Below are 19,356 nucleotides of genomic sequence, written 5' to 3'. Positions count from 1 at the left end.
CCGCTTCGACGCCTCAAATCAAAACCGCCTTAAATCAAAACCCCTGGCTCTCTCGAGCCAGGGGTTTTTCTTGTCTCAAGGCATGGTCGCTCGTCGCGATCAAATTCAGATCGCCGGCTTGTCGGTCCCCTGCAACCTGGCGTGCAGGTTGATCAGCCACATCGCCGTCGGCCGCAGGATGAAGAGGTCGGCGACCAGCGCCATGATCATCGAGAAGGCGCCGAGCCAGCCGAACAGCCGCAGCGACGGCAGATCGGAGAACACCGTGACGACGAGGCCGCAGGCCAGCACCACTGTGGTCAGGATCAGCGCCGGGCCGACCAGCACGGTCGCGCGTTCCACCGCAAGCGCCGAGCCCACGCCCGGTTTGCTCTCCAGCCGGAGACGGTTGAGGAAGTGGATGGTGGCGCTCAAGCCGAGGCCGAACGAGACGGTGAGCGCGACGACGCTGGCGAATTGCAGCCCCTCGCCCATCGCCCACAGCACCGTTCCCGACATCACCACCGGGAAGATGCCCGGCAGGATGCAGGCGAACATCACGACCCAAGAACGGAACGCCAATCCGATGAAGATCGCGACGAGCGCGAATTCGATGGTGAGGCCGTGGTTCAGCTTCTCGATCATGCTGGCCGAGTTGCGCGCCGCGATGGCGGCGAGACCGGTCACCGCGATCTCATAACCGGGATGCTTCTTGCGGACGGCGTCGAGCTCGGCATCGAGCTTGTCGACGATCGGCAGGAGCTGGCTGGAATCCTTGTCCGGCACGCGGCCGGCGACCAGCACGGCATCCTGCTGGGCGTCGATGAAGCGCCGCACCAGATGTTCGGGAATGACGCTGATATATTCCTTCAGCGTCGCGACGTCGGCGTTGCCGGCCTTTTCCGCGAGCCAACGGCGCAGGGTCTCGACCGACCAGACATTGCCGACACCGGCCGTTTTCTCGACGGTCGAATGCACGTCCGCGATCGTCTGCAACGTCTCTGGTGAATACAGCGATTCACCCTTGGGGAACTGGATCAGCACGTTGACCGGGTTGGCGCCGGTGAGCTTGGCATCGAGCCGGTCGCTGGCGGCAACGGCCTGGCGCTTGTCCGGCACCTGGTCGGCGAGGCGATAGCGCGGCTCGAGATTGGCATAGACGATGCCGAGACTGCCGACGAACAGCAGCGCGATCAGGCTGAACAGGCCGGGGCGGCCGACCATGCGCACCGCGATCCAATAGCAGAAATTGCGCAGCGCCTGGACGCCGGCATCCGCGCTCTGGAACTTGACCGCGAACAGCTTCTCGTTGCGCACCAGCAGCACGCCGAACACCGGCACCAGCGACAGCACCGCGACCAGCGCGATGATGGTGGCGGCGAGGCCCGCTTCGCCGAACTTCCGGATCAAATCGGAGTCGGAGAACTGCAGCGCGATGAAGGAAATGCCGGCGGTGCCGTGCGTCAGCACGCAGGCCGGGCCCACCACCAGCACCGCGTTCTTGAATGCGGTGAACTTGTCCTGGCCTGCGATCAGCCGGTCGCGCGCGGCAAAAGTGAGCTGCATCGAGTCCGAGAAGCTGATCACCATGATGAGCGGCGTCATCACGTTCAGGAACATGTTGAGATTGAAATTGGCCCAGCCGAGCGCACCGAGCGCCAGCAGGATCGCGATCATCGGCGGGAACGCCGCCGCGACCATGAAGGAGACCTTGCGGAAGAAGATGATCGCGATGATGCAGCCGGCGAGAATGCCGAGGATGTTGTAGGTCAGCCCGTCGCGCTCGACCGCGTTGCGGATCTCGAGCTGCATCACCGGCACGCCGGAGAGCTGCACGTTGAGCCCGGTTTCGCCGAGGTCTTCCTTCATCAACGCGCGGATGTCGGCGACGGTCTTGGTCAGCTTGTTGGAGCCGACGACTTCCGGATCGAGCGAGAGCACGATCAGCGCCAGCGTGCCGTCTTCGGATAGCAGCTTGCCGCGGATGATCTCGTTGTTTTTGACGGTCTCGATGAACTTGTTATACGCGTCCCCCTCGGGCAGCTCGGCCGGGAAAAGCGCCGCCGGCAACTTGCCCGGCGCCGGCGCCTGGCGTGCCGAGAACAGCGAGACCAGACCGCGCGTGCCGTCGACCAGTTGCAGATCGGTCACGAAGTCACGCAGTTTCTCGAGGTTGTTCCGCGCCAGCAGATTCTTGCCCTCGACCACGACGAGAACGTCGAACTCCTCGGCCGGGAACTTCTTGGTCACCTCTTCGTACTGCTTGAACTCGCGGGTATCGGAGCGAAACAGCTGCGACAGAGAATCGTCGATCTTGATCCGGTGGATGCCGAACACGGCGCCGACGATCAGGACGAGCAGGACGATGCAGGAGACGATCGGCGCCCGCACGGCGATCAGCCCGATGCGCTCCAGCCCGAAGGCGATCGAGGACGCAGGTCCCTGCTCGACCTTGTCGACATGAACCTCATTCTCGCTGTGCTTTTCGAGCATGCCTTATCCAGTTCCTAATCGGCTCGGTCTGAGAGCTTATTGCGCGCCCCGCGAACGGCTTGAAAACGCCATACCAGCGGGAGGCTTGCCAATGGGAGGCTTGCCCTTTGAAAATGCGCGGGAAATCGCCGGCAGCGGTTTAGCAGGTGAACCGGTCTTTTCGCAAGCAGGCGAAGTGTGGCCAAATCGATCAAGAAGTGGCGATCTGGGCCGGCGGTGCCGGTCATTCGGGCAACGCCGCGCCAATTCGGCGCGGCGCGCGGTCCGCACTCTCGTCCTTCAGCGCCACGCCGCTGACCTGCCGCGCCAGCCCCTCGCGAACCAGCCAGGCGATCTTGAAGGCGGCCTCGTCGTAGCTCAACCCGGCGTGGTGGATGTTCGACACGCAATTGCGCTCGGCGTCGCTGCGGCCGGGCTTCGGCGCAAAGGTCAGATAGGCGCCGAGGCTGTCGGGCGCCGAAAGGCCCGGCCGCTCGCCGATCAGCATCAGGGCCATGCGCGCGCCGAGAAGGACGCCGATCTCGTCGCCGAGCGCGACACGCGCGCCTGAGGCGACGACGGCATGGTCGATCGCGACGTCATCTCCTTCCGCGAGCAGCGGCAGCAGGCGACTCACCAGGGCCGCCGCATGGGCGTGGACCGCCGCCGCGGACAGGCCGTCGCCGATCACGAGCGCGAGCCGGCACGGCGCCGGGGCCGCTTGTGCCAGAACCCCGGCCGAGCCGGGGTCGAGCCGCCGTCCCAGATCCGGCCGCCGCAGATAGTCCTTGCGGTCGACCGCCTGGCTCCTCACCTCGGTGACGGCAAGTCCCAGCGCGCCGAGATCGGCGGCCAGACGCGGCGCATCGAAGGCGGCATGCACGGCATCGCGGGCGCGGGCATGATCGAGCGTGAAATCGAGCAGCGCCTTGGTCGGCACGCTCGCGCCGCTACGCCCGATCGCGACCCGCGCCGGCGTGAACGCCCGCAGATCGAGGGTCGGACGGCGCGGAAGGGCCGGATCAGACATGTCGCGTCATTCGGCGGGAACGGCGGCCTCGCGCAGCCGGATCGAGTAGTTCGAGGCGTTCTGCCTGCCGCTCGATGCCGCGCGCGCAAAGGTGATGAGGTGGTGCGCGATCAGGGTGCATCCGATCAGGCCTTCGAGATCGCCGCGCCTGATGCGCCCCCACGCGAACTTCCAGAACACGCGCTTGTAGTCGCCGAGCACGCCGACCTTCCAGAAGATGTTGCGCAGCATGACGAGGCCGCGCCTGATGTTGGGCCAGGTCTTCATCTCGTCCGGTACCGGCATCTTCATGCGGTGCACATAGACGTTGTCGCACTGATGCTGGTAGCGCGCATAGACCTTCTCGGGCTCGTAGGCGACGCCCATGGCATGCTTCCAGGACGCCACGACATCGTCGTAGGGCAACAGGAAATCGACGTTGGAATCGCGGCCGTCGTCGTGAACGAGGCGCCCCTCGCGCTCCAGCCGGTCCCACAGCGGCGTCTTCGGCAGCGCCTGGAGCAGGTTGATCGTGAGCAGCGGAATCCGGGACTCCTCGACGAAGCCGAGCAGCGCCTCCGCCGTATTCGGCTTGTCGGTGTCGAGCCCCATGATGATGCCGGACACCACCTCCAGGCCGTAGGAGTTGATGGTGCGCACGCCCTCCAGGATCGGGACCATCATGTTGTGGTCCTTCTGCATCGCCTTCAGCGCTTCGGGATCCGGCGTCTCGATGCCGCAGAAGATGGTGATGAAATAGGCCTCGCGCATCTTCTCGAGGATCTCGGGCCGCTTGGCGATGTTGAGCGTCGCCTCGCAGGCAAGCCGCACCACGTAGCCGGTCCGCTTCTGCCATTCGATCAGATGCGGCAACAGATCCATCGCCGCCTTGCGGTTGCCGATGAAATTGTCATCGACGAAATAGACCGTGTCGGTCATGCCGCATTCGCGCAGGCGGTCGAGCTCGGCGATGATCTGCTCCGGCGACTTGATGCGCGGGTTGCGGCCGTAGAGGCCGGGGATGTCGCAGAACTCGCACTGATACGGACAGCCGCTGGAATACTGGATGCTGCCGAGGAAATATTTCTTCACCTCGGCGAGTTCGTAGGCCGGGATCGGAAACTCCGTCATCGGCACGCGATCCTTGGTGGTCAGCACCACCTGGACCTCGGGACGCGAGGTGTCGCGCGACAGTATCTCGATCAGCTGGTTGGTGGCATCGCCGAGCTCACCGACATGGAGATAGTCGAACGACGGATAATAGTCGGGACAGGCGCTGACGGACGGACCGCCGAGCGCGACCGGCAGATCGAATTCATGCGCGCGGCGGCAGATGTCGTTCATCTGCTGGCGCTGGATGTGCATGCCGCTGACGAAGACGGCTTCCGCCCATTCGAACTCTTCCCTGGTCGCACGACGCAGGTTCTCGTCGACGAATTTGACCTGCCACTCCTGCGGCAGATAGGCCGCGAGCAGCAAAAGCCCCTGCGGCGGCATGAAGGCGCGGACGCCATCGGTCAGGGGATAGGAATGCTCGAACGTGCCGAACGACGAGGTGTAGCGCGGAAACACACATAGAATCCGCCGGGACGTTCCGTTACTTGCAGCTCGCATCAAAGCTCCCCCGCCACACTCGATCTGGTTGCGGAAATTGCCAGCCAGACACATAGCGTAATGCTGTCGCCGGAATTTCTCAATATTGTGGCGTGACCATAATCCCGGGAGGCGCAGATAGTTTCCTGAAGGAAAATTTGGCGCCTCAGGCGATCAGCCGCGAGGCAAAATCGGGCAGCAGGCCTGCATCGCCGGCCAGACGGAAATCGGCGCCCGCAAGACCCGACCGCACGAGCCAGTCGTCGAATTCCGGGGCACGGCGCAGACCGAAGACGTCTCGGACATAGAGCGCGTCGTGAAAGGACGTCGACTGGTAGTTCAGCATGACGTCGTCGGCACCAGGGATGCCCATGATGAAGGTGACGCCGGCGGCGGCGAGCAGCGTCAGCAGATTGTCCATGTCGTCCTGGTCCGCCTCGGCGTGGTTGGTGTAGCAGATGTCGATTCCGAGCGGTAGGCCAAGCAATTTGCCGCAGAAATGGTCCTCCAGCCCGGCACGGATGATTTCCTTGCCGTCATAGAGATATTCCGGGCCGATGAAGCCGACCACGCTGTTGACCAGCAGCGGGGCAAAGGCGCGGGCGACTGCATAGGCGCGCGCCTCGCAGGTCTGCTGGTCGACGCCGTGATGGGCGCCCGCCGACAGCGCCGAGCCCTGGCCGGTCTCGAAATACATCACGTTCTGCCCGACGGTGCCGCGCCGCTGCGACAACCCGGCCTCCTGTGCCTCCTTCAGGAGCGCCAGGTCGACGCCGAAACTGCGGTTGGCGGCCTCGGTGCCGGCGACCGACTGGAAGACCAGATCGACCGGCACGCCCTGCCCGATCAGCGACAGCGTCGTCGTGACATGGGTCAGCACGCAGCCTTGCGTCGGGATCTTCAGCCGCGTGATGATCTCGTCGAGCAACCGCAACAATTGCGCGATGACGGCCGGATCGTCACTGGCCGGGTTGATGCCGATGCAGGCATCGCCGGCGCCCAGCAGGATGCCATCGAGGATCGAGGCGGTGATGCCCCTGGCATCGTCGAACGGATGGTTGGGCTGCAGCCGCGTGCTCATCCGCCCCTTCAGGCCGATGGTGTTGCGGAAGGCTGTGACGACCTCGCATTTCCGCGCCGCCAGGATCAGATCCTGGTTGCGCATCAGCTTCGACACCGCGGCGGCCATCTCCGGCGTGATGCCGCCCGCCAGCTTGCGCAGGACCTCCGGCGTGGCGGCATCGGACAGCAGCCAGTCGCGGAAGCCGCCGACCGTCAGGGATGCCACCGGCGCGAAGGCCTTGGCGTCGTGGCTGTCGATGACGAGGCGGGTGACCTCGTCGGCCTCATAGGGGATCACGGCTTCCTGCAGGAACTGGCCGAGCGGAACGTCGGCCAGCGCCATCCGCGCCGCAATCATCTGCTCGGCGGTGCCGGCGGCGATCCCGGCCAGCCGGTCACCGGAGCGCGGCGGCGTCGCCTTGGCAAGGAGATCGCGCAGGTCCGGGAAGGTGTGGGTCGTGGCGTCGATGGTGTGGCGGTAGACCAAGGGCCTCTCCGGGGTGCGTCGGCCGGTGGCCGAGTCCAAAGCGATCTGAAGGCGATCCCGATCTCAGGAATACGCGCTTGGCGGCCAGCATGCACGCCGACCTTTTGGGGCACCCCCGCGAATTGACGGAGCGATTTTCCGGAAACCGATCAAACACAGACAAGCAGCTGAAATCCTTGGTCATTCCGCCAAACCGGCGTCCCTCCCCGCGGCTCCCGCGTTAACGCCGCGTCCATCTTCGTTCTGCATAGTTTTGCATTAAATTCGAACGACCCCCGCTCACCGGCCGCTTCAGGCCATTCCGGGCCCCTGAACATCATGACATCAGACCGATCTGGGAATGCCGCCAAGCTGGCCGGCCGTTTCACGCTTGCCGCCAAGCTCTATGCGATCTTCGCGCTGTTCGCGCTGCTCACGGCGGCGATGGCGATGCTGTCCGACTACAACAGCCGCCGCGGCGCCGACCTGACCAGCGCGATCGAGACGGCGAACGCCGCCGCGCTGAACGTCGAGCGCGTCAACTCGCTGGTCTATGCGGTGGTCATGGAATCCCGCGGCGTCTACATGTCGACCGAGCCCGCCGTGGTGAAGAAATACGGCGAGGGCCTGCTCAAGTTCAACGCGCAGATCCTGGACGTCGTGAAGCGCTGGGAGACCATCGTCAAGGCCGACGATGCCGAGCAGTTCGCCACCTTCAAGAAGCGCATCGAGCAGTTCGTCGAGTTCCGCAAGGAGCTGGTGCGACGCGGCGTCGAGATCAACGCGGCCGCGGGCCGGGAATGGGGCGACAACGATGCCAACCGCGCGGTGCGCTCGGCGCTGAACAAGGACCTCGAGGCGCTGTCCAAGGTCTATGCCGGACGCGCCAAGCAGATCGCGCGCGAGACGGAGACCAATCGCACCCTGTCCTTCGTGCTGACCTGCCTCGGCGGCGTGGCGCTGGCCCTGGTCGTGATCGGCATCATCATCATCGCCCGCTCGGTCGCCCGCCCGCTCGCCACGATCACCGCAACCATCAAGCAGGTCGCCGACGGCGCCGAGAATGTCGTGGTGCCCCACTCCGACCGCGCCGACGAGATCGGCGCGCTCGCGCGCGCGATCCAGGTGTTCCAGGAGGCGATGGGCCGCAACCGCAACCTCGCCTCCGAGGTCTCGCAGGGCTCCGCCGCGCGCGAGGAGCGCGCCCGCCACATCGAGCAATCCGTCGAGGAATTTCGCGGGGCGATCGGCGCTATCATGCGCGGCCTCAGCGACAACGCCTCCACCATGCGCAAGACCGCGCAGACCATCACCCGCGTCACCGCAGACGCCTCCAGCCGTGCCGGCACGGCGGCGAACGCCACCGAGCAGGCCTCGCACAACGTCACGGCGGTGGCAGGCGCGGCCGAGGAGCTGTCGGCCTCGGTGGTGGAGATCGGCCGCCAGGTGCGGCAGAGCGCCGGCGCGGTCGAGCAGACCGGCCAGCGCACCGAGAAGTCGATCTCCGAGATCGAGAGCCTTGCCGCAGCCACGCAGCGCATCGACGGCGTGCTGAACCTGATCCAGGCCATCGCCGAGCAGACCAATCTGCTGGCGCTCAACGCCACCATCGAAGCCGCGCGCGCCGGCGAAGCCGGTCGCGGCTTTGCCGTGGTCGCCCACGAAGTGAAGGCGCTCGCGGGCCAGACCGCCAAGGCCACCGCGGAGATCAGCGAGAACGTCGCGATGATTCAGGCCTCGACCCGCAACGCGGTCGATGCCGTGCGCGAGATCGGCGGCGCGGTGCGCGAGATCAACGAGGTCACCTCCGCGATCGCCGGCGCCATCGGCCAGCAGGACGCCGCCACGCGCGAGATCTCGTCCAACGCGCAAAGTGCAGCGCAAGGCAACGAGACGCTGGTCGCCAACATCACCTCGCTGCGCGATGCCATCGGCGAGACCGATACGGCAGCCTCCTCCGTGCTGACCGCGGCGGGGAGCCTGACCGAAACCGCGGACACGCTGTCGCGGGAAGTGGAGAAGTTCTTCCAGAACTTGCGGTCGGGAGCCGCAGACGGCCGTATCGCCAAGGCGGGATGATCAAGGCGGGATGACCGCACGTCCGCCACGTCGAACACCATCGCCGAAAACGGCCAACCAGCTCGCCGTCATTTCCCGTCGAGGAAAGCGCGCACCTTGCTCACGGTCTGCGCCGGCTGCTCCTCCATGATCCAATGTCCGGAGCCGGTGATGATGCCGCCGTCGACCTTGGTGCCGACCTCGCGGATGACCGCGACCTGCTGATCGCCAAAGGACTTTTCGGCGCCGAGGGCGAGGATCGGCATGTTCAACTTGTTCGCGGCGAAAACCTTGTTGTCCTTGGCGTCCTGCCCGAACGCCGCGAACTGCTCGAAGGCGTAATGCATGTTGCCAGGCCGTGCGTAGAGCTTCGCATAATGGTTGCGCGTCGCCTCGTCGATGGCCTTGGGATCGGCCGACAGGTCGTTGTAGAACCGGTCGAGATAGATGCGCTCGCGGCCCTTGACCAGGCGATCGACGTCGGGGCCGCGGAAGTTGAAATGCCACAGCATGGGGCTTTTCAGGATTTCGTCCCAGGGACCGATGCCCGGCAGCGGCGCGTCGATGACGACCCATTTGGTGATGCGATCGGGATATTGCGCCGCGAGCGCATAGCCCACCATGTTGCCGATGTCGTGCGTCACCAGATCGGCCTTCTGGACGTTGAGCTTGTCCATGACCATGGCGATGTCGACGCCCTGGTTTTTCTTGTCGTAGCCCCCCGCGGGTTGCGACGAAAGCCCCATCCCGCGCAGGTCGGGAACGATCACGGTGTGGTCCTTGTAGAGCGCCTTGGCGAGCGGCGCCCACATGTCGCCGGTATCGCCGAAGCCATGCAGGAGCACGACTGCCGGTCCCTTTCCGCCGACGCGGACATGCAGGGTGACACCATTGACCGAAATGCGTTCGATCCTGAAAGCCGCGGGAAAGGGCTCGACGGCTGCAAGAGCCGATGGGCCGCTACAGATCATCAACAAGGTCAGGAGAGAGACAAGAACGGCCGCGATGGATCGCGCGCCGGACGACCGGCCGGCTGGGGCAGAACTGTGCATTGTCGAGTTGCTCGCTGATATGCCGAGCGCAACAACGTCGGCAGTGCCTGCATCACATTAGTCGCCCCACCATAAAGCACCATGCTACCTTTGCACAACTGCTCCTAACGCTCAGCTCGCCAGCTTCTTCTCTTTTGCGAATGGGCTGAGGCACTCCGCCTCATTCGTGAGGCGGCGGCGTCTGGTTGAGGAGCTGCGACACGGCTGTCACGACTTGCGCTGGTGCGAATGGCTTTTGCAAAAGCATGCTGTTCGGCACACCGTGCGAAGGCCACTGATCGGCACCTGCTCCGGTCATGTAGATCACCGGCATATCGGGATTGAGCTCTCTGGCGCGTTTCGCGACGTCCCATCCCGTGAGCGCGCCTTGAAGATGAATGTCCGTGACCAGCGCACGGTAATTGTTCTCGTCGCCTTGGAGCAGGGTCACAGCCTCTTCCCCCGATGAGGCAACCTCGCTTTCAAAGCCACCCTCGGAAAGCGCGCCCTGAACCAAATCTTGAATGAGGAAGTCGTCCTCAACGACGAGAATTACCAAGACAGGACCCTGCACGCCTCAACCCTCCAGCCGCCACCACGCGGGCGTTAAGTCCAAAAGTGAACATTTGTTCCCGTGAGGCAAGGCACGCTTGGTCAGCCCGAACCAGTTCGCCGCAACCGCAGTGGCAGCTTGGCAGCCCTTTCAATCACGAGATGAACGACGCGGCGCTTCACGCGCGGCGCGCAGTGCAGCCTCGACCCGCCGGCGCGCGCCGTGCATTGCATTCACATCCAAGCGCGGACGGTGGACGCTGACGTCCCTAGCCCATCACCCCCCCGCGCTTGATCAGCTCCTTCCCCACCGCCGCCAGATGAACCTGGTCCGGTCCGTCGCCGATGCGGATGAAACGGGCGTAGACATAGGCGCGGGCCAGGAACGTATCCTGCGAGACGCCGGCGGCGCCGTGGATCTGGATGGCGCGGTCGATGACGCGGGCGGCCATGCCGGGCACCACGATCTTGGCCGCCGCGATCAGGTCGCGCGCGGCCTTGTTGCCCTCGCGGTCCATCTTGTCGGCGGCCTGAAGCGTGAGCAACCGTGCCTGCGCGATCTCGCAGAAGGAGTTGGCGATGTCCTCGCGCACCGAGCCCTGCTCTGCGAGCGGCTTGCCGAAGGCCACGCGGGAGACGGCGCGCCCGCACATCAATTCGAGCGCGCGCTGGGCGCAGCCGATCAGCCGCATGCAATGGTGGATGCGGCCGGGCCCTAACCTCCCCTGCGCGATCTCGAAGCCGCGTCCCTCGCCGAGCAGGATGTTCTCGACGGGCACGCGGACGTTCTCGTAGACGATCTCGGGATGGCCGCTGGGGGCGTCATCATAGCCATAGGTGAGCATGTCTCTGATGATGCGGACGCCCGGCGTGTTTCTGGGCACCAGGATCATGGATTGCTGGCGGTGGCGGTCGGGATCGTCAGGCGCGGTCTTGCCCATCACGATCAGGATCTCGCAATCCTCGTTCATCGCGCCTGATGTGAACCATTTGCGGCCGTTGATGACGTAGTCGTCCCCGTCGCGCGTGATGGCGCACTGGATGTTGGTGGCATCGCTGGAGGCGACCTGCGGCTCGGTCATCGAGAAGCCGGAGCGGATCCGCCCCTCCAGCAGCGGCTTCAGCCAACGCTCCTGCTGCGCCTTGGTGGCGTAGTTCGCGAGCACCTCCATGTTGCCGACGTCGGGCGCGGAGCAGTTGAAGACCTCGGGCGCCCACAGGATGCGGCCCATGATCTCCTTCACGGGGGCATATTCGAGATTGGTCAGACCCGGTCCGTGCTCGCCGGAGAGAAACAGATTCCACAGCCCCTGCTCCCGCGCCAGCCGCTTCAGGTCCTGCAGCACCGGCGGCGTCTTGTAGCGCGAAGCTTCCGGCTTCACCTGCTCGTAATAGAGCTCCTCGACCGGCTCGACATGCGCTTGCATGAAGCGCCGAACGCGCTCCTGCAGCTCCAGCGAACGGGCGGAGTGTTGGAAGTCCATTTTAATCCTCCGCTCGCCGACCATCGCGCCGGTGTCGTAGGGTGGGCAAAGCGAAGCGTGCCCACGATTTCTCTCGATCATAATTGATAGGTGGTGGGCACGGCGCAAGGGCGCCTTTGCCCACCCTACGATTCCGAGCTCGCGGAGAGAGCCCACTCACCCGGTTTGCTCGCCCCCTCACGTCCCTTTCAACAGCTCGCTCGCGACCACCCAGTCGTTGCCGTCGAATTGCAGCATGTAACCGTCCTTGATCGGACGGAAATCCTGCGGCGTGGTGTTGAGGGTGATGCCGGGCATCAGCAGCGACAGCGGCACGTTCTTGAGGTTCGCGGCCTGCGCCATGATGTTCTCGCGCGTCAGATTGTCCTTGCACTGCTTGAGCAGCACCACCAGCGCCTCGGCGACGGTGTAGCCGTAGAGGCCGGCAACGTTGTTGACGTCGGCATTGGGCAGGCGCTTCTTCATGAAGTCGATATAGGCCGTCATCGCCGGATCGTTCTTCGGCTGCTCGACGAAGGGCTTGAGGGAGCCGAGCGAGAGCACGCCCTTGCCGGCGTCGAGGCCCGCCGGCACCATCACGGTCGCCTTGTTGGCGCAGCCGCTGGCGAGGAAGCGCGTCGGCTGCCAGCCGACCTCGTGCGCTTTCCGGATCGCCTGCGCGCAGGCGCGCGGCGTCACCGAATAGATCATGAAGACGTCGGCCTTGGTGTTCGCCAGCGTCAGCACCTGGGAATCGACCGTGGGATCGGCGACCTCGAAGCTCGAGGCCATCGCGATCGCCTTGTCGGCGTCGGCGCCGAGCGCTTCCTTGACCCCGCGAAGATATTCCTTGCCGGCGTCATCGTTCTGATAGAGCACCGCGAAGCGCGCATTCGGGTTCTTGGCGCGGGCATAGGCGACGTCGATGGCGGCCTCGCTGGTGTAGTTCGGCGCCCAGGGCAGCGCCATCGACCAGGGCATGTTGGCTGGATCGTTCCACTTCGATGCAGAGCTGATCAGGAAGAGCTGCGGCACCTTGTTGCTGTTCAGATATTTTGCGATCGCCGAGCTCGGCGCCGTGCCCATGGTCGCGAAGATGAAGGCGACGCCGTCGCCTTCGACGAGGCGCCGCGCGGCCTCCATCGTCTTCGGCGGCGAGAACGCGTCATCCAGCGAGATCAGATTGAGCTTGCGGCCGTTCACGCCGCCCTTCTCGTTGACCTCGTCGAAATAGGCCGCGATCACCTTGCCGGTGATGCTGAGCGGCGAGGCCGGCCCGCTATAGGGCATGGTGTTGCCGATCTTGATCTCGGTATCGCTGACTCCCGGACCGTAGGATTTTTGCGCGGAGACTGGCGTGGACAGGCAGGCGGCAGAGATCGCTGCGGCCAGGGCCAAGGCGGCTTTCATGGTTTCTCCCGGTGATCATCGTCCGCGCGGGGCGGCCGCGCGACGTGCTGCTTTTTGTCAGCACGTCAGATCAGCGGAGTTCCGCAAGATGGTCTTGCGTCGAGTTGCTGATGGCCTAGCCGCGCCGCTTTAAGCTGAAGCCCAGGCTGATCCAGCCGGCGCCGGCCATGATCAGGTCGAGGCCGAGGAACAGACCGAGGATGTAGACGCTGTTCACCGGCCAGCGCGCGACGATCAGAAGGCCCAGCAGCAGCGTGATGGCGCCCGACAGTGCCACCCACACCCACGGGCTTTCACGCTTCATGTTGAAAGCGAGAAACAGCCTGACGGCGCCCGACGCGATCAGCGAGGCGCCGAGAAACAGCGTCAGCAGAACGGCGGCGAACAGCGGATTCGCGAAGGTGAGGAATCCCGCGACGACGTAGAGCACGCCGAGCAAGGCCCAGACCAGGAACTTGCCCCAGCTCTTCATCTGGAATGCGCCGATCATTTCGGCGGCGCCGGCGACGATCATCATCGCTCCGACCACGATCACGCTCGCCACCGTCGCCATCACCACGCTGCCGAGCGCGACGAAGCCGGCGATGAGATAGACGAAGCCGAGCGCGACGATCCAGCCCCATTTGGCATGCAAGGCCGCAATGCCGGAGCCGAGGCTGGCATGGTGAGACGTATCCGAAGCACTTGTCATGGCGGCCACTCCTGCATGCGAGACCCGGAACGCAGCCGAGAACAGCATCCGCCGCTCCGGGACGAGCGCCAGCAGAGCAGCACCCGGCGGCGGCAACATTGACGCAAGTCAAGCCCGATCGCGAGCTTACGCCGGCGCGCCCCCCAGCATCGTGACGACGGCGTCGAAAACGATGGAGATCGCGATAAATTGAAGGCCCCGAACGGGCGAGCGCGCTTGCGGCCTCTCAGCGGGAACGCTCTGCCGCTTCGTACAGGTCCAGAACCGCCTGCGCCCATTCGGCCGGGCGCTCCTGCGGCAAATTATGACCGGCATTTGTGAAGACACGCCGCTCGAAGGGGCCCTCGAACTTGCGCGCGTGATGGCCGGTGCCGGGATTGACGCCGTCGCTGTCGCCGTCGATCGCGATGGTCGGAACGCGGATCGGCGGCTGGCTTGCGAGCTTCGCCTCGATTCCCGCATAGGCAGGGTCGCCCTCGACCAGCGCGTAGCGGTGGCGGTAGGAGTGGATCACGACGTCGACGAAGTCAGGATTGTCGAACGACGCCGCGCTCCGTTCGAACGTCGCGTCGTCGAACGCCCATTTCGGCGACCACATCGCCCAGAGCTGGCGGGCAAAGCCGCGCCGGTTGCGCTCCAACGCGCGGCGACCGCGCTCGTTGTGGAAGAGATATTGATACCAGAGCGCAGCCTCCTCCGGCGGCGAGGCCGGCTCCATGGCGCGGGCGATGTTCTGGATGTTGTAGGAATTGCCGGAGACGAGCCCGACCACTCGCTCCGGATGGAGCGCCGAGACCACGCAGGCCGCGCGGCCGCCCCAATCATAGCCGCCGACGACGGCACGCCCGATGCCGAGCGCGTCCATGAAGGCCAGCAGATCGGCCCCGAGCGCCGCCTGCTCGCCGGAGCGCGGCGTGTCGGCGAAGCGAAACCGCGTCGGGCCATAGCCGCGCAGCCAGGGCACCAGAACGCGCGCGCCGGCTCGTGCCATGATCGGCGCGGTCTCCGCATAGGCGTTCACGTCATAGGGAAAGCCGTGCCCCATGATGCAGGGCCAGCCGTCGGGCGCGCCATATTCGCGATAGGTGATGTCGAGGACGTCCGTGGCGATCGTTTTTTCTTGCATGATGATTCACGGAGTTGAAGGGCCGTAGCCCGGATGAGCGTAGCGACATCCGGGCTCTTGCACCACCGGCCCCGGACATCGCTTCGCTCATCCGGGCTACGAAGGGACCTACCGCTGCGGTCCCGACAGCGAGATGTCGCGCTCGGCGCGGAACACGTTGCTGTAGAGATTGGCGATCCATTGCCGGCCGATCTCGGTCTTGTTCAGATAGCCGATCTCGGTCTGGATGTGCGGTGCAACGCTATTCCAATAGAACTGTGGATAGCGGTTCACGATGTCGGCCGGCGAATCGTAGCCGAGCTGGCGATTGATGCCGACCTCCTCGAACTCGTAATAGAGCGCGTTGGCCTTGCGCAGATAGTTGGGATCGCCGAGCTGACCGATGAAATCGGCGGCGCGCAGGATCGAGGCTTCGTCGTCGTAGTCCTGGCCCTGCTGCGCGGGAAACCGCGTGCCCTCGATGGCGCGGGCGATGCGTTCAGGATCGAGTCCGGGAATATGCCGCAGCCGCCGCGTCACATACAGCTTCGAGCGATCGACGTGATACATCATCAGGCTCGCGTCCGATGCACCGCGCGGTAGTGAGATCTTGGTGTTGGCCGCGTCGATGACGAAGCCGTCGGCGTCGTCCTCCTCGAACAGCCCGCGCACATAGCCGATGTCGTGGGCGAGGCAGGCGATCAGGACGTGGACGTAATCCTCGGCCGACAGATGGGTATGAAGACTCCGGCCGCTGAGGATGGAATGACCGGCCAGCGTCACCAGCATCGTGTGCTCGATGTTGTGATAGAGCGCATCGCTGTTGCCGATGCATTCCATCGCGGTCCGGGTCGCGCTCTCGACGATGCTTGCGGAGGTCTCGTCGTACCGGCGACGCATGAACGTACCGAGCAACTTCTCCAGAGATTCGGCTGCCAGCCTCGGTAACGTCATCATGGATGCAATCCCGTCCGCCGCTGGCGTCCCATGCCATCTCCCGACGTCTCATTCTTGTGCTCGACGCAGGGACCAGCATAGCCCATCTTGGGCCGGCTGACCAAATTCCGCATCTAAATTTCGTAAATATGTTACATTGCCGCTGCGCAACATATCGGTTGCAGTCACGGCTCGCCACACCCTGTAGGCGACCACGCAGGAAGGCCTCGGCCCGACGGCCGCTTCACGGGGCGGACAGGATGTCGGCACCGTCCGCCGAGCGCGACAGACTTCTGGCCAGATAGAACAACTCGACCAGCTTGCCGCGTTTGCCGGCCAGCGAGAAGATGTATTCGGGCGTTTCCGCCTCGATTTCCGCGATCGCCACCTTGGCGATGCGATCGATACGGCTCGAGCCGTGCTCCCAAACGAAGCCCACACCGAGCCGATTGGCGACCGCCTCCAGCATTCCCTCGCGCGTGTTGACGACGATCGCCGGAGTGGCGCGCAGATTGACGGCGCGAAACGCCCTGTCCACGACGCGCTGGGTCGCGGAATCCCGGGTCCGAAACACCAGCGGATATTGCATCAGGCTGAGGGCGGACACGCGGGATTCCCGGCTGAGGTCGTGAAAGGGATGGCAGATCGCGACGACGCGCTGCTGCACGCAGGGCTCGCGACGGAAGCGGTTGTCCTGCGGCACCTCCGGCAGCACGGCGACGTCGACGCGCTGGTCGACCACCGCCGCCATGATCGCCGACCAGCTCCCGATCTCGATGTTGATCCGGATTTTCGGATACAGATTGCGGAACGCCGCGATCAGCGCCATCCCCGGCATGGCGTTGCCTAGCCCGATGCGGATTTCGCCCCCCGTCAGCTCGTCGCGCTGCGCCAGGATGGCCATCGCATCCGCCTCGATCGCCTGCATGCGGCTCGTTGCAGCATAGAGCCTCCTGCACAACGGCGTCGCGATCAGGCTCTGTCCGTGCCGATCGAACAGGGCAACGGCGAACGCGGCCTCGAGGTCGCGCACCAGTTGCGCAACGGCGGGCTGCGACACGCCCAACTTCCTGGCCGCAGCGGCAAAGCTGCCGGTGTCGAACACAGCATTGACCGCCCTGACACGCGACGACGTCAACGCCACGACAACGACTCCACGACCGATATCCCGGCCTCACGGACCGGCAAAAGCAAAACCTGGGATCAGCATAGGCAATGCCATTGACCGTTATGTGAATGTCAGATGCCGTCCCTACTCCTCGTGCGCCGCAACAGGCAGCAGGGGACCCGCGCGAATGGCGCAAATCGAGCTTTCCGCAATCCGCAAATCCTTCGACGGGACCGACGTCCTGAAGGGCATCGATTTCCGGATCGAGGACGGCGAGTTCATCTCGCTGGTCGGTCCCTCCGGCTGCGGCAAGTCGACCCTGCTCCGCATCATTGCCGGGCTCGAGCCGCAGAATTCCGGGCAAATCCACATCGACGGCCGCCCCGTAGACGGCATTCGCCCGAGCGCGCGCAATCTGGCAATGGTATTCCAGTCCTATGCGCTCTATCCGCATTTGAGTACCTTCGACAACATTGCGGTGCCGTTGCGCATGCGGCGCCTCTCCGCGATCGAACGGCTGCCGCTGCTCGGCCCGCTGCTGCCGGGCCGGCGCGCCAAGGAACGGGGCATCCGCGCCGACATCGAGACCATCGCCGAGCAGCTCGACATCGCGCCGTTGCTGCGGCGCAAGCCCGGACAATTGTCCGGCGGACAGCGGCAACGCGTCGCAGTCGGACGCGCCATGGTGCGCGAGCCCCTCGCCTTCCTGTTCGACGAACCGCTCTCCAATCTCGACGCGAAGCTGCGCGTCCACATGCGCGCCGAGCTCGCCGAGCTGCATCGCCGCCTCAAGGCGACGTTCGTCTACGTCACGCACGACCAGGCCGAGGCGATGACCATGTCGAGCCGGATCGCCGTCATGATGGGCGGTGAGCTGATCCAGGCCGGCACGCCCGCGGAAATCTACAACGACCCCGGCGACATCCGTGTCGCCGAGTTCATCGGCAGCCCGAAGATCAACATCCTGCCCGGCCGCATCAGGAAAGACGGCGGCATCGATGTGCTGGGGACCGCCCTGCGACTTGCGTGCGGCGCGACCGCGGGCGAATGCCGCGTCGGCGTGCGCCCGGAGCGGATCGAACTCGGCACGGGGCCGTTCTCCGGTAGCGTCGTCCATCTCGAAAACCTCGGCGCAGAGGCCTTCGTGCACCTTGCGATCGGAGACGCCGGGTTGCGCCTGATCGCGCGGCTCGCCGACGTCAGGCACTTGCCCGCGATGGGAAGTCCCGCAGCCTTCGGCTTCGCGCCCGACGCCGTGCGGGTCTTCGATCCGGCCGGAAAGCGCATTCCGCTGAGAGTGGAGCTGTCCGAGCGCATCCGAGAGCCCGCCCATGTCTGACGGCTCGATGACCATCGACGCGGCTGTCGTGCCCGCCCGCACTGCGAGGCGCGCCCTGCCGGCTCATGGCAGCCGGCGCACATACGCCGCGTACGCCCTGGTGGCGCCAGCCGCAGCGCTCATGCTGGTGATGTTGCTCGGTCCGCTCGCCGGCGTGATCGCCCTGTCCTTCACCGACTATCAGCTAGGCGCGCCGCATTTCTCCTGGATCGGGCTCGCCAACTATCAGGACCTGTTCGCCGACAAAGTGTTCTGGACCGCACTGCGCAACACGCTGACCTATGTCGTGATCGTGGTGCCCGGCGCCGTGATCGCAGGCCTTGCGATCGCGCTTTTGATCCAGAGCGGCACCAGCCTGCGCAGCCTCTACCGGACGATCTATTTTCTGCCGGTCATGGCGACCCTGATCGCGATGGCGGTGGTGTGGGAATTCATGCTGCATCCGCAATTCGGCCTGGTGAACGGGCTGTTGCGCAACGCGGGCCTGCCGGCCTTCGCCTGGCTGCAGGACCGCAGCACCGCCCTTTATGCGCTGTGCGCGATCGGCATCTGGCAGGCTGTCGGCTTCAACATGGTGCTGTTCCTCGCCGGCCTCGTCTCCATCCCCAAGCAGCTGTACGAAGCGGCCGAAATCGACGGTGCGTCGAGCGGCTGGGCTCGCTTCCGCCTCGTGACATGGCCGATGCTCGGGCCGGTCACGACCTTCGTCGTCGTCATCTCCGGCATCCGCTCCTTCCAAGTGTTCGACACGGTGCACGTGCTGACCAAGGGCGGCCCGTCGAAATCCACCGAGGTGCTGATCCACACCATGTACACGGAAGGCTTCGAGTTCTTCCGTTCCGGCTACGCCGCGGCGATCACGGTCGTCTTCCTGGTCTTCGTTCTCGCACTCACGCTGATCAAGTCGAGGCTCGCCGATCGCGGCGTGCATTACACATGAGCAACACGCATTCCTCCCCGTTGCAGGCAGGGCAATCGCATATGGATTTCACTGGGATCGCGGGCTTGCTCCGCCTCTCCCGCTTGCGGGAGAGGCCGACGCGCTCGCAGAGCGCGGCGGGTGAGGGTTCTCTCCACCCGGG

General features: G+C 65.0%; 15 protein-coding genes. 3 read left to right on the top strand and 12 right to left on the bottom strand.

Translation table 11 applies throughout. The features are described 5' to 3' along the window. Positions 1 to 105: 105 nt before the first annotated feature. The 4 genes from CIT39_RS11575 to CIT39_RS11560 all read right to left on the bottom strand — a co-directional run bounded on the left by CIT39_RS11575 (position 106) and on the right by CIT39_RS11560 (position 6,602). Complete coding sequence (locus CIT39_RS11575; RefSeq protein ID WP_094975231.1) at positions 106 to 2,472, bottom strand: efflux RND transporter permease subunit; 2,367 nt, start codon at positions 2,470 to 2,472, stop codon at positions 106 to 108. A 223-nt stretch (positions 2,473 to 2,695) separates the two neighbouring features. Beyond that, the gene (gene eutC, locus CIT39_RS11570; protein ID WP_094975232.1) at positions 2,696 to 3,481 is read right to left on the bottom strand and encodes an ethanolamine ammonia-lyase subunit EutC; all 786 of its coding nucleotides are present in this window, start codon (positions 3,479 to 3,481) and stop codon (positions 2,696 to 2,698) included. Positions 3,482 to 3,487: 6 nt separating this feature from the next. After that, a complete protein-coding gene (locus CIT39_RS11565) occupies positions 3,488 to 5,074 on the bottom strand; it encodes a B12-binding domain-containing radical SAM protein (protein ID WP_162308450.1) in 1,587 nt (528 codons plus the stop codon). A 145-nt stretch (positions 5,075 to 5,219) separates the two neighbouring features. Continuing rightward, on the bottom strand, positions 5,220 to 6,602 hold the full coding sequence (locus CIT39_RS11560) for an ethanolamine ammonia-lyase subunit EutB (RefSeq protein WP_094975824.1): 1,383 nt from the start codon (positions 6,600 to 6,602) through the stop codon (positions 5,220 to 5,222). A 318-nt stretch (positions 6,603 to 6,920) separates the two neighbouring features. On the opposite strand from CIT39_RS11560, the gene CIT39_RS11555 reads away from it, so the two are divergent. Further along, a complete protein-coding gene (locus CIT39_RS11555; protein ID WP_094975234.1) occupies positions 6,921 to 8,660 on the top strand; it encodes a methyl-accepting chemotaxis protein in 1,740 nt (579 codons plus the stop codon). A 68-nt stretch (positions 8,661 to 8,728) separates the two neighbouring features. On the opposite strand, the gene CIT39_RS11550 is transcribed toward CIT39_RS11555, so the two are convergent. The 8 genes from CIT39_RS11550 to CIT39_RS11515 form a co-directional block, all read right to left on the bottom strand. Then, complete coding sequence (locus CIT39_RS11550; RefSeq protein WP_244607564.1) at positions 8,729 to 9,610, bottom strand: alpha/beta fold hydrolase; 882 nt, start codon at positions 9,608 to 9,610, stop codon at positions 8,729 to 8,731. A 241-nt stretch (positions 9,611 to 9,851) separates the two neighbouring features. Next, positions 9,852 to 10,244 (bottom strand): response regulator, encoded by a 393-nt coding sequence (locus tag CIT39_RS11545; protein ID WP_094975236.1) that lies wholly within the window; start codon positions 10,242 to 10,244, stop codon positions 9,852 to 9,854. Between the two features lie 247 nt (positions 10,245 to 10,491). Beyond that, on the bottom strand, positions 10,492 to 11,706 hold the full coding sequence (locus CIT39_RS11540; RefSeq protein ID WP_109853899.1) for an acyl-CoA dehydrogenase family protein: 1,215 nt from the start codon (positions 11,704 to 11,706) through the stop codon (positions 10,492 to 10,494). A gap of 177 nt (positions 11,707 to 11,883) precedes the next feature. After that, complete coding sequence (locus CIT39_RS11535) at positions 11,884 to 13,095, bottom strand: ABC transporter substrate-binding protein (RefSeq protein WP_094975238.1); 1,212 nt, start codon at positions 13,093 to 13,095, stop codon at positions 11,884 to 11,886. Positions 13,096 to 13,210: 115 nt separating this feature from the next. Further along, a complete protein-coding gene (locus CIT39_RS11530) occupies positions 13,211 to 13,786 on the bottom strand; it encodes an HdeD family acid-resistance protein (protein WP_094975825.1) in 576 nt (191 codons plus the stop codon). A gap of 226 nt (positions 13,787 to 14,012) precedes the next feature. Then, the gene (locus CIT39_RS11525) at positions 14,013 to 14,912 is read right to left on the bottom strand and encodes an alpha/beta fold hydrolase (RefSeq protein WP_094975239.1); all 900 of its coding nucleotides are present in this window, start codon (positions 14,910 to 14,912) and stop codon (positions 14,013 to 14,015) included. 108 nt (positions 14,913 to 15,020) lie between these two features. Further along, a complete protein-coding gene (locus tag CIT39_RS11520; RefSeq protein WP_094975240.1) occupies positions 15,021 to 15,848 on the bottom strand; it encodes a metal-dependent phosphohydrolase in 828 nt (275 codons plus the stop codon). A gap of 223 nt (positions 15,849 to 16,071) precedes the next feature. Then, the gene (locus CIT39_RS11515) at positions 16,072 to 16,971 is read right to left on the bottom strand and encodes a LysR family transcriptional regulator (RefSeq protein ID WP_094975241.1); all 900 of its coding nucleotides are present in this window, start codon (positions 16,969 to 16,971) and stop codon (positions 16,072 to 16,074) included. A 151-nt stretch (positions 16,972 to 17,122) separates the two neighbouring features. Here CIT39_RS11515 and CIT39_RS11510 point away from each other — a divergent pair, with 151 nt between their 5' ends. After that, positions 17,123 to 18,274: an ABC transporter ATP-binding protein gene (locus CIT39_RS11510; RefSeq protein ID WP_094975242.1), complete on the top strand. Its 1,152-nt coding sequence runs from the start codon at positions 17,123 to 17,125 to the stop codon at positions 18,272 to 18,274. Further along, positions 18,267 to 19,214: a carbohydrate ABC transporter permease gene (locus CIT39_RS11505; RefSeq protein WP_094975243.1), complete on the top strand. Its 948-nt coding sequence runs from the start codon at positions 18,267 to 18,269 to the stop codon at positions 19,212 to 19,214. Before CIT39_RS11510 ends, CIT39_RS11505 begins: the two co-directional genes overlap by 8 nt. The last annotated feature ends 142 nt before the right edge of the window (positions 19,215 to 19,356 follow it).

This window comes from Bradyrhizobium symbiodeficiens, from assembly GCF_002266465.3.
Classification (GTDB): domain Bacteria; phylum Pseudomonadota; class Alphaproteobacteria; order Rhizobiales; family Xanthobacteraceae; genus Bradyrhizobium; species Bradyrhizobium symbiodeficiens.
This window is presented reverse-complemented; position numbering and strand designations above follow the sequence as displayed.